Source organism: Thaumasiovibrio subtropicus (assembly GCF_019703835.1).
In the GTDB taxonomy this organism is placed as follows: Bacteria; Pseudomonadota; Gammaproteobacteria; order Enterobacterales; family Vibrionaceae; genus Thaumasiovibrio; species Thaumasiovibrio subtropicus.
Window position 1 is genome coordinate 567,848 of record NZ_AP023054.1, and the last position, 11,004, is coordinate 578,851.

The following is an 11,004-nucleotide window of genomic DNA, read 5'->3' on the forward strand; positions in this document are numbered from 1 at the left end:
GGAAGGCTTATAAATCATTAAGGATATCAAGTGACTCCTATCGTAAAGACTTTCCAGTACGGTAATCACACCGTGACTCTGGAAACTGGCGTAATTGCACGTCAAGCGACCGCCGCTGTAATGGCTAGCATGGACGATACTTCTGTATTTGTTTCTGTTGTTGGCAAGAAAGAAGCGGCTGAAGGCCAAGATTTCTTCCCTCTTACGGTGAACTATCAAGAGCGTACTTACGCTGCTGGTAAAATCCCGGGTGGCTTCTTCAAGCGTGAAGGTCGTCCATCTGAAGGCGAAACGCTGATCGCTCGCCTTATCGACCGTCCAATCCGTCCGCTATTCCCAGACGGCTTCAAAAATGAAGTTCAAGTTATCGCAACGGTTGTGTCTGTTAACCCAGACGTAAACCCAGATATCGTGACGATGATTGGTACCTCAGCAGCGCTGGCGATTTCTGGCATCCCATTCAATGGCCCAATCGGTGCGGCGCGTGTGGGTTACATCAACGACGAATTGGTATTAAACCCAAGCAATACTGAACTGGCTGATAGCCGTTTGGACCTGGTTGTTGCGGGTACTGATAGTGCAGTATTGATGGTTGAGTCTGAAGCTGACCGTCTAACCGAAGAGCAAATGCTAGCAGCGGTAGTTTATGGTCATGACCAGCAACAAACGGTTGTTAACGCAATCAAAGAGTTTGCTGCCGAAGTTGCAACCCCAGCATGGGATTGGACTGCGCCAGAAGAAAATCTAGAGCTTAAAGCGAAAGTGGCTGAGCTGGCAGAAACGCGTCTATCTGATGCGTATCAAATCACTGAGAAGATGGCTCGTTACGACCAAGTAGGTGCGATCAAAAATGAAGTGATTGCTACTCTGCAGGCTGAAGATGAGTCTCTAAATGAGCTAGAAGTGCGTAACATGCTGGGTTCTCTAGAGAAGAAAGCAGTACGTGGCCGTATCATTGCAGGTAACCCACGTATCGATGGTCGTGAAAAAGACATGGTGCGTGCACTTGACGTGCGCACGGGTGTTCTACCTCGTACTCACGGTTCTTCTCTGTTTACTCGTGGTGAGACACAGGCACTGGTTACTGCAACACTCGGCACTCAGCGTGATGCTCAAATCATTGATGAGCTAACTGGCGAGCGTAAAGATCACTTCCTACTGCACTACAACTTCCCTCCATACTGTGTGGGTGAGACAGGTTTTGTTGGTTCACCTAAGCGTCGTGAAATCGGCCACGGTAAACTGGCGAAGCGTGGTATTGCGGCAGTTATGCCTTCAACTGATGAATTCCCATACACAGTGCGTGTGGTGTCTGAAATCACTGAATCGAATGGTTCATCATCAATGGCATCTGTCTGTGGTACTTCTCTTGCGCTCATGGATGCAGGTGTACCAATTAAAGCATCGGTTGCTGGTATCGCGATGGGTCTTGTAAAAGAAGGCGATGACTTCGTTGTCCTTTCTGACATCCTAGGTGACGAAGACCACCTTGGTGACATGGACTTTAAAGTGGCAGGTACTGACGACGGTATTACTGCACTGCAGATGGATATTAAGATCGAAGGTATCACCAAAGAGATCATGCAGATTGCGCTTAACCAAGCGAAAGGTGCGCGTCTGCACATCCTTAACGTGATGGACGAGGCGATTGGCTCTCACCGTGAAGAGATCTCTGAGTTTGCGCCACGCATTCACACCATGAAGATCAATCCAGAGAAGATCAAAGACGTTATCGGTAAAGGTGGTGCAGTGATTCGTCAGCTCACTGAAGAGACGGGTACAACGATTGAGCTTGAAGATGACGGTACGGTGAAGATCGCCGCAACGGAAGGCACTGCAGCGAAAGAAGCGATTCGTCGCATCGAAGAAATTACTGCAGAAGTCGAAGTAGGTCGCATCTATACTGGTAAAGTAATGCGCATCGTAGACTTTGGTGCGTTCGTCTCGGTTATCGGTACTAAAGAAGGCTTGGTACATATTTCTCAAATCGACGACAAGCGTGTTGAGAAAGTGTCTGACTATCTGGAAATGGGTCAAGAAGTTCAGGTTAAAGTATTGGAAATCGACCGTCAGGGTCGTATCCGCCTGAGTATCAAGGAAGCGAAAGCGGAATTGAACCCACCTGCTGCAGAGCAGAATGAAACACCAGAAAGCTAAGTTTTTGGTCACGAAGCATGGTATAAAGGGGCATTACGCCCCTTTTTTTGTTCAGGGAGATAGGCATTGAGAGCACGTTTTTGGGCTGTAGCATGTATTTTAGCGTTGACGGGGTGCGCGACCCAAACCGCACAACGTGGCTGGGTGCAGCCACCGATCGCGATTCCACTTCAGTCCACATTACAGCAAGAGCTTCAACTTGCACGCACTGACCAATTATTGCAGCGTACAGACTTGGATGAAGTGACCCGTGCCCAGATTCACTTTGAGCGCGGTATGCTACATGATTCGCTAGGCCTACGTGATTTGGCGAGGCTGGACTTCAATCAGTCTTTACAGATTAAACCTGATCAACCAGATGTTTTTAATATTCTTGGGGTCTATTTCACTCAGTCAGGACACTTTGATGCGGCGTATGAAGCGTTCGACTCTGTGTTGGAGTTGAAAGAAGGGCATGCCTTTGCACAACGTAACCGGGGTATAGCACTTTATTATGGTCAGCGCTACCAACTGGCAACGGAAGATCTTTTGGCACACTACGCCCAGAACCCAGATGATCCATACCGTACGATTTGGTTATACCTGACGGAGCTCGAGATAGATCCAGTTAAAGCAAACGCGGATATGCGAAAGCGTTATGATGTTGCCGATCGCTCACAATGGGGGTGGGAGATTGTCGCCATGTATCTTGACGACCTCTCGGAGGTGGAGTTACTGAATCAGGTAGCCAGAACCAGTGAAGGCAATGTCGAACTGGCGCAAAAGCTCTGCGAAATTTATTTCTATATGGCTAAGCGCTATCAACATCGGGGTGATGAGGGTTCTGCGATATCCTTGTATAAAATGGCGATGGCGGGGAATGTTTATGAGTATATTGAACATCGATACGCCATGTTAGAGCTCTCTACCGTGTTGCAAAATCGAATGTAGTCGACTCAAGCACCTCAAGTTTGCTTGAGCATACGATAAAAAAGCTGCGTTATGCAGCTTTTTTGTTTCTACGGCTTACCTAACCCCATTGCTGTTCAAACCAGCTTTCGAGTATCACTACCGCAGATTGAGAGTCGATATTGCCTTTACTGAGGGCGCGATAGCCGCCCGTTTCAAAGAGTGCAGATTTAGCTTCACGGGTACTTAAACGCTCATCATGAAGTTCTACTTGCAACCCAAAGCGCCCATGTAGCCGATTAGCAAATTTGCGTGCGCGCGGCGTAATCGCTTCAAGCTCGCCGCCTTCCATATCGAGTGGAAGACCGACGACAAGTAGCTCAGGCTGCCATTCTTTGAGCAGTTTTTCTATGTCATCCCAATTGGGGACACCGTCTCGCGCTTTGAATGCCGCGAGCGGGTTGGCTGTCCCTGTCAGTTCTTGACCTATGGCGACACCAATACTTTTGGTGCCATAATCGAAAGCGATGATTGTACGACTCATGCGTGTCCTGCTTGGCTGGATAAGTTCGCGGAGTTGACGCCAAATTGCTCAATAGCTTTTGCCCAGCGTTCATTGATAGGGGTGGAGAAGATAATCCCCGGATCCGCTTCGACCGTGAGCCAGCTATTTTCAACCAGCTCTTTTTCAAGTTGCCCTGCGTCCCAGCCTGCATAGCCAAGCGCAACCATGAACTTGTTAGGAGCCAACTTGGTCCCTAAGGTGGCTAAGACATCTTTGGACGTCGTGACCGTGATCGCTTCACTCACCTTTTCGCTGCTTGAAAAGCGAATACTGGGATCATGGAGAACAAATCCCCGATCTTCGGCGACAGGGCCACCGTTAAGCACGGGTTGTTCTAGGCTGTTTGGATTATCGATAGGGAGATCACGTTCTAACTCGATCTGCTCAAGCATTGCATTGAGTTTAATGTCGATCGGGTGATTGATGATAAGCCCCATCGCGCCTTCATCGTTATGCTCACAGACATAGATGACCGCACGCTTAAAACGCGGATCTTCCATAGCAGGCATCGCGACAAGGAAATGGTTTTTGAGATTCATCAGATGATCCTACAACTGCAAAGGACATTGGGTGTCAGTATGAATTGAGGCCAATAACGTCAGTATGCAGAGGAAAATGGAAACTGTCATCTTCTGGTACAAATAAGCTGTACCAGAAGTGATATCGGTCGTTAGATTGGATGGCTAGCTTGTCGCTCGTACTCGCTTTTCGATCGCATCCATCAACTTGCCTGTGATGGAAATATCGAAGGCTGCCTCGATTTCACGAATACAGGTCGGGCTAGTGACGTTAATCTCTGTCAGTTTGTCACCGATGACATCGAGTCCGACAAAAATCAGCCCTTTCTCTTTCAAGCTCGGTGCGACAGCCTTGGCTATCGCCCAATCGGTTTCACTTAGCGGGCGCGCTTCACCACGGCCACCAGCAGCGAGGTTACCCCGTGTTTCACCTTCTGCTGGTATACGCGCGAGGCAGTATGGCATTGGTTCGCCATCAACAACGAGGATACGCTTATCACCGTTGCTGATGTCAGGGACAAAAGTTTGTGCCATGCAGTAGTTCTGGCCATGGTTGGTCAGGGTTTCTATGATCACTGAGACGTTTGGATCGCCTTGTTTTACGCGGAAGATCGAAGCGCCACCCATACCATCCAATGGCTTGAGGATGACATCCCCATGCGTTTCTCGGAAAGCTTGAATTTTCTCTGCGCGACGAGTAACGATCGTGGTAGGCGTCAGATCTGGGAACCAAGCGGTGAAAAGCTTCTCATTGCAATCACGAAGACTCTGCGGCTTGTTGACGATCAACGCACCGGCTTCTTCCGCTCGCTCTAGGATGTAGGTGGCGTAGATGTACTCGGTGTCAAACGGCGGATCCTTGCGCATCAGTACTGCATCGAGATCAGCAAGCGGAATTTCTTGTTCACTACCAAACTCATACCATCCGTTTGGATCTTCTTTCAATGACACCACGCGAGTGCGAGCAACGGCAACGCCTTGATCTAAAGAGAGATCATTCATCTCCATGTAGTGAATTTCCCAGCCACGACGTTGTGCTTCTAGCATCATGGCAAAGCTAGAGTCTTTTTTGATGTTGATAGACTCTATTGGGTCCATCACGATACCGAGTTTGATCATTTCAATTCCTTATCCTAAATCTCCGAAGCGAACTTGTAAGGCTGTAATCGCGGTCATGGCTGCGGTTTCTGTACGCAGTACACGAGGGCCCAACAGGATCTCTTCAAATTGATAGTTTTCTGTCATGGCAATCTCTTCCTCGGAGAGACCACCCTCAGGGCCGATCAGTAGCTTTAGTTTACTGACTGGGCCTGGCAAGGTATTAATGGAGTATTGTGCACGTGGGTGTAAGTTGAGTTTTAACCCCTCATAGGCTTCTTCACACCAAGCTTCTAGCGACATAATGGGGCGGATTTCCGGCACAACATTGCGACCACTTTGCTCACAAGCCGCAATGGCGATCTTCTGCCACTGTTGACGTTTTTTCTCGAATCGCTCTGCATTGAGCTTAACGCCGCAACGCTCAGAAATCAGCGGTGTGATGGTATTGACACCTAACTCGACTGATTTTTGAATGGTGAACTCCATTTTTTCACCACGGGAGACTACCTGACCGAGATGCAAGTCGAGTGGTGATTCAACACTTCGCTCGATACGTTGCTGAATCGTGACCTCGACATGCTTTTTCGAGGCGGCAGAGATAATGGCAGGAAACTCTGCATTACTGCCATCAAAGAGTAACACCTCTTGTCCTGTTTGCATCCTGAGCACGCGGCCTACATGGTTTGCCGCTTCTTCGCTTAAGGCAACAACACCCTCGTCTGGCAAAAGGTGTGGGTGGTAAATTCGTGGAATTCTCATAGGTTTGTTCGCATTTTTACACTGATTGGCATCTTAGCATGGAATAGAATGCAAGTGTTGTTAGCACGTGTTTACCATTATGACTATCGGTTATAGACCTGCTGCCATGCACGCTTGTTGCACGTAAGGGTTGTGATTGCCTTGGACACGAGCAATGCGCTTATCACGTTCGCATTCCCAGACATCTACAGGGTATTGTTTGTCCCAAGCTTGCAATAGTTGGCGTTGGGCTTTTGCTAAAGTGAACTGATAGCGCTCATTCATATAGAAATAGGTGCGAGCGATAGCGCCGCGTGCTCTTGCGGGGGGCTCTGCTGAGCGCTGTTTGAAATCGACTTTCATTTCGCACTGGCCATAGAATGCCCCATGGTCACCATTCCACTGACTGAAGCGGTAGTTAGAGCGATCGCCGTTCACTTCACCGATTGCTGGCGTCAAGTTATGCATGTCTGACTCCATTAAACGAAATTGAGGATCTTTGCCACATGCCTTGCGGCCGCCCTCTTGCCAACATTGTAGTTGGTGTCCCATCTGCCATGCTGGCACGACATGTTCCCACTCGATACGGTTAGCACGTCTTTCCTGTTTTCTTACCGTATAGCCACAACTGTTTAAGTCTGGCTCGCCACGGCGGCCATTCCATGTGAATTCACAGTCGCAATAAAAAGATTGGGTATGGTCGTGATAAATTTCACTGGTGAGGAGGCGTTTTGCGGCGCTAAAGGAAGTAGGATGCGTAGCGGCAAGCAAAGTGGGGGTGATCATGAGCATACTGAACACTGAAATTGTCTTAATCATCTCGACTCCTTAACGAATTGAGATGATTGTCAGTGAGGCGATAGTGTAATGCAAACTATAAAAGTATTAATTACAGAGAGATGTTAGAACTGAGCCAATTTCCTCATCGCTCAAGGCTGGCGAGTGTCTGAGCTAGGAGTGAGTGTCGTTCCGCAGTCTCTGCAACGGTAGCGGACTTCGCCGCGTTGAACCTTGCGATGTCGACGTATGGTCAGTTGGTGAAGCTGGCATTGACATTGATAGGAGAAGAGCTGCCCTTGCACATTGGTAATATTGAAATTGTGGGTGGTGGTGGGAGGACGCTTGAATACGCCTAGCATGATTTGTTGCCACTCTTTACCGTGTGGGCGAACTTTGCCATACAGTGCGTAGGTGATGAGGTGAGCCACTTCGTGCGGCACAACATCATCAAGAAAGGCCGGTTGATTTTCAAGGAGTAGGGTGAGGTTAAATCTGAGCTCCCAACTCTGCAATCGGGCACTGCCTGCTATTTTTCCTCGCTGGTTAAAGCGGATGGACGGTAGTTCAAATTGTCGATTCAGGCGATGGCTAGCTAACGCTATACACGCATGTACACGTTGAATAATTTGCTGCTGAACAGCTTCAGTGAGTTGTTGCGATGTCGACACAGGTTTGCTCGAGCGAAAAAAAGCCAGAGGCAATGCTCTGGCTTTTCAATGTCACAGTCAAGTACAAGGCTTTACAGCTTTGCGAAGTCGCGCAATGCGTCTACTTTGTCGGTTTTTTCCCAAGGGAACTCTTCGCGACCAAAGTGACCGTATGCGGCTGTCTTCTTATAGATAGGTTGCAGTAGGTTCAGCATCTCTTGTAGGCCGTAAGGGCGTAGGTCGAAGAACTGACGCACTGCTGCGATGATAACGTCGTGAGGTACTTTTTCAGTACCAAACGTCTCAACCATGATAGAAGTTGGATCTGCAACACCAATCGCATAAGACAATTGAATTTCACAACGATCAGCCATACCTGCAGCAACGATGTTTTTCGCCACATAACGCGCTGCATATGCCGCTGAGCGGTCAACTTTTGATGGATCTTTACCAGAGAAAGCACCACCACCATGTCGAGCTGCACCACCGTAGGTATCAACGATGATCTTACGGCCTGTTAGACCACAGTCACCCATAGGGCCACCGATAACGAAACGGCCAGTTGGGTTGATGAAGAAGTTAGTGTCTTGGTTTAGCCACTCTGAAGGTAGTACTGGCTTGATGATCTCTTCCATTACCGCTTCACGCAAATCTGATGTAGAGATTGAATCACAGTGCTGAGTTGAGAGTACAACAGCATCAATACCGACGATCTTGCCTTGGTCGTAAGCGAAAGTCACTTGGCTTTTTGCGTCTGGACGCAACCAAGGAAGCGTGCCATTTTTGCGCACTTCTGCTTGGCGCTCTACCAAGCGGTGAGAGTAAGTGATAGGTGCTGGCATTAACACGTCAGTTTCGTTAGTGGCGTAACCAAACATGATACCTTGGTCACCTGCACCTTGTTCTTTTGGATCAGCCTTATCAACACCTTGGTTAATGTCAGGAGACTGCTTACCAATAGTATTGAGTACAGCACATGAGTCGGCATCAAAGCCCATGTCTGAATGAACGTAACCGATTTCACGGACGGTTTGGCGAGTAAGCTCTTCGATATCAACCCAAGCCGACGTTGTGATCTCACCACCTACCATGACCATGCCGGTTTTAACGTAGGTTTCACAGGCAACACGTGCTTTCGTGTCTTGTTCTAAAATGGCATCCAATACAGCGTCAGAGATCTGATCGGCAATTTTATCCGGATGACCTTCAGAAACTGACTCAGAAGTAAACAGGTGTTTTGACATGAGCGTATCCACTAATAATTAAATAAAGGGCATATGAATTGTAGATTATTTATCCATTCATATGTGTAGAGGTATCTACATCTGGACGTCTATTCTACTTGTAGTGAGATCAAAATCAACATCTCAATGAGGAGGGTTTTTATTAAGTGTGAGCCAATCGTTTGCGTGATGAATGGTTACGCATCAATTGTTTAGGCAAAAATTGATTCATCTGATTGAAATAATAGCGCTATTTGCTCCGTAAAATGTTTGCAGTCATTTACTCGCTTTGCGACAATACCGCCCCGCCAAATGCAGTTTCTCTATAAAAGAATGGCGAGAAACCCTACTAACACTGTTTTTCACTCAGGAGCAGACATGTCGTCTCGTAAACAACTTGCTAATGCAATCCGTGCGTTGAGCATGGATGGTGTTCAACAAGCTAACTCTGGTCACCCGGGTGCGCCTATGGGTATGGCTGATATCGCTGAAGTACTATGGCGTGATCACTTAAACCATAACCCACAGAACCCAGAGTGGGCTGACCGCGACCGTTTTGTACTGTCGAATGGTCACGGCTCTATGCTGATCTATTCTCTGCTCCACCTAGCGGGCTACGATCTGTCGATTGACGATCTTAAGCAGTTCCGTCAACTGCACTCTAAAACACCAGGCCACCCAGAATATGGTTATGCACCAGGTGTAGAAACGACCACTGGTCCACTTGGTCAAGGTATTACCAACGCTGTTGGTATGGCGCTGGCTGAGAAATCGCTCGCGGCACAGTTCAACCGCGATGGTCACGATGTGGTTGATCACTTCACTTATGTCTTCATGGGTGACGGCTGTCTGATGGAAGGTGTCTCGCACGAAGCGTGTTCGCTAGCAGGTACGCTGGGCCTAGGTAAGTTGATTGCCTTCTGGGATGACAACGGCATCTCAATCGATGGCGAAGTCGAAGGTTGGTTTACCGACGACACGCAGAAGCGTTTTGAGTCATATGGCTGGCACGTGCTAGCGGTTGATGGTCATGACAGTGATGCAATCAATGCCGCTATTGAAGCAGCGAAAGCAGAAACGACCAAACCTACCATCATCTGTTGTAAGACTATCATTGGCTTTGGTTCGCCAAACAAGGCCGGTTCTCATGATTGTCACGGTGCACCACTTGGTCACGACGAAATTGCTGCAGCACGTGAATTCCTTGGTTGGGAACACGGTCCGTTTGAAATCCCCGCTGACGTGTATGCAGAATGGGATGCGAAAGAAGCCGGTGCGGCGAAGCAGTCTGCATGGGAAGAGAAGTTGGCAGCCTATGAAGCGGCTTACCCTGAACTCGCTGCAGAGTTTAAGCGCCGTGTCGCGGGTGATTTACCTGCTGAGTTCGAAGCGAAAGCGAACGAGTACATCAAAGAGCTACAAGCAAACCCAGCCTCGATTGCATCACGTAAAGCGTCTCAGAATGCACTAGAAGCGTTTGGCAAACTGCTACCTGAGTTCATGGGCGGTTCTGCAGACCTTGCGCCGTCAAACCTTACCATGTGGTCTGGTTCAAAAGCGCTAACGGCTGATGATGCCGCTGGTAACTATATCCACTACGGTGTGCGTGAGTTCGGTATGACAGCGATCATCAACGGTATTGCGTTGCATGGTGGTTTTGTACCTTACGGTGCAACTTTCTTGATGTTCATGGAGTACGCGCGTAACGCAATGCGCATGGCTGCATTGATGAAAGTGCAAAATATCCAAGTGTATACGCATGACTCAATTGGTTTGGGTGAAGATGGTCCAACACACCAACCTGTTGAGCAAATCGCTTCTCTCCGTGTTACACCAAACATGAGCACATGGCGTCCATGTGACCAAGTTGAATCTGCGGTCGCTTGGAAGCACGCGATTGAGCGTAAAGATGGCCCTACGTCATTGATCTTCTCTCGTCAGAACCTAGCACAGCAGTCACGCGATGACGCGCAACTGGCTAACATTGCCAAGGGTGGCTACATCCTAAAAGACAGCGAAGGTCAACCTGAGTTGATTCTTATCGCAACGGGTTCTGAAGTTGAGCTAGTGATGGCAGCACACGCTGAGTTGACAGAAGCTGGCCATAAGGTACGTGTTGTATCTTTGCCTTCAACGGATGTATTTGATGCGCAAGACGCTGAGTACCGTGAGTCTGTACTGCCTTCTGACGTGACTGCGCGCGTTGCCGTAGAAGCGGGTATTGCTGACTACTGGTACAAGTATGTTGGTTTTGACGGTCGTATCATTGGCATGACGACCTTCGGTGAATCAGCGCCAGCGGGTGAGCTGTTCAAAATGTTCGGTTTCACCGTTGAGAACGTTGTGAGCACTGCAAAAGAGTTGCTTGCTTAACTTGACCTAGCGAC

Annotated in this window: 10 protein-coding genes; 3 read left to right on the forward strand and 7 right to left on the reverse strand. The window is 48.5% G+C overall.

The features are described 5' to 3' along the window. The first annotated feature begins 30 nt into the window (after nucleotides 1–30). Nucleotides 31–2,157, forward strand: coding sequence for a polyribonucleotide nucleotidyltransferase (gene pnp, locus TSUB_RS02700; protein ID WP_087023901.1), 2,127 nt, complete (start codon nucleotides 31–33; stop codon nucleotides 2,155–2,157). 66 nt (nucleotides 2,158–2,223) lie between these two features. Further along, nucleotides 2,224–3,087: a lipoprotein NlpI gene (nlpI, locus tag TSUB_RS02705; protein WP_087023899.1), complete on the forward strand. Its 864-nt coding sequence runs from the start codon at nucleotides 2,224–2,226 to the stop codon at nucleotides 3,085–3,087. A 79-nt stretch (nucleotides 3,088–3,166) separates the two neighbouring features. On the opposite strand, the gene ruvX is transcribed toward nlpI, so the two are convergent. The 7 genes from ruvX to metK all read right to left on the reverse strand — a co-directional run bounded on the left by ruvX (nucleotide 3,167) and on the right by metK (nucleotide 8,638). After that, complete coding sequence (ruvX, locus tag TSUB_RS02710; protein ID WP_087023897.1) at nucleotides 3,167–3,589, reverse strand: Holliday junction resolvase RuvX; 423 nt, start codon at nucleotides 3,587–3,589, stop codon at nucleotides 3,167–3,169. Further along, nucleotides 3,586–4,149 carry a YqgE/AlgH family protein gene (locus TSUB_RS02715; RefSeq protein ID WP_087023895.1) on the reverse strand — a complete coding sequence of 188 codons (564 nt, stop codon included), beginning with the start codon at nucleotides 4,147–4,149 and terminating at the stop codon, nucleotides 3,586–3,588. The genes ruvX and TSUB_RS02715 overlap by 4 nt, the downstream gene beginning before the upstream one ends. A gap of 144 nt (nucleotides 4,150–4,293) precedes the next feature. Continuing rightward, complete coding sequence (gshB, locus tag TSUB_RS02720; RefSeq protein ID WP_087023893.1) at nucleotides 4,294–5,247, reverse strand: glutathione synthase; 954 nt, start codon at nucleotides 5,245–5,247, stop codon at nucleotides 4,294–4,296. Nucleotides 5,248–5,256: 9 nt separating this feature from the next. Continuing rightward, a complete protein-coding gene (gene rsmE, locus TSUB_RS02725) occupies nucleotides 5,257–5,988 on the reverse strand; it encodes a 16S rRNA (uracil(1498)-N(3))-methyltransferase (RefSeq protein WP_087023891.1) in 732 nt (243 codons plus the stop codon). Nucleotides 5,989–6,078: 90 nt separating this feature from the next. After that, nucleotides 6,079–6,786 (reverse strand): endonuclease, encoded by a 708-nt coding sequence (locus tag TSUB_RS02730; protein ID WP_087023889.1) that lies wholly within the window; start codon nucleotides 6,784–6,786, stop codon nucleotides 6,079–6,081. 110 nt (nucleotides 6,787–6,896) lie between these two features. Then, entirely contained in the window at nucleotides 6,897–7,415 is a 519-nt protein-coding gene (locus TSUB_RS02735; RefSeq protein WP_192867868.1) for a SprT family zinc-dependent metalloprotease, read from the reverse strand. Between the two features lie 71 nt (nucleotides 7,416–7,486). Beyond that, nucleotides 7,487–8,638 (reverse strand): methionine adenosyltransferase, encoded by a 1,152-nt coding sequence (gene metK, locus TSUB_RS02740; protein ID WP_087023887.1) that lies wholly within the window; start codon nucleotides 8,636–8,638, stop codon nucleotides 7,487–7,489. Nucleotides 8,639–8,995: 357 nt separating this feature from the next. Here metK and tkt point away from each other — a divergent pair, with 357 nt between their 5' ends. Beyond that, a complete protein-coding gene (gene tkt / locus TSUB_RS02745; protein WP_192867867.1) occupies nucleotides 8,996–10,990 on the forward strand; it encodes a transketolase in 1,995 nt (664 codons plus the stop codon). The last annotated feature ends 14 nt before the right edge of the window (nucleotides 10,991–11,004 follow it).

What these genes read in the sequence shown, in the direction of transcription:
- rsmE (WP_087023891.1), bottom strand. Translation starts at nt 5,988, where the DNA reads ATGAGAATTCCACGAATTTACCACCCACACCTTTTGCCAGACGAGGGT.
- tkt (WP_192867867.1), top strand. Translation starts at nt 8,996, where the DNA reads ATGTCGTCTCGTAAACAACTTGCTAATGCAATCCGTGCGTTGAGCATG.
- gshB (WP_087023893.1), bottom strand. Translation starts at nt 5,247, where the DNA reads ATGATCAAACTCGGTATCGTGATGGACCCAATAGAGTCTATCAACATC.
- metK (WP_087023887.1), bottom strand. Translation starts at nt 8,638, where the DNA reads ATGTCAAAACACCTGTTTACTTCTGAGTCAGTTTCTGAAGGTCATCCG.
- TSUB_RS02730 (WP_087023889.1), bottom strand. Translation starts at nt 6,786, where the DNA reads ATGATTAAGACAATTTCAGTGTTCAGTATGCTCATGATCACCCCCACT.
- ruvX (WP_087023897.1), bottom strand. Translation starts at nt 3,589, where the DNA reads ATGAGTCGTACAATCATCGCTTTCGATTATGGCACCAAAAGTATTGGT.
- TSUB_RS02715 (WP_087023895.1), bottom strand. Translation starts at nt 4,149, where the DNA reads ATGAATCTCAAAAACCATTTCCTTGTCGCGATGCCTGCTATGGAAGAT.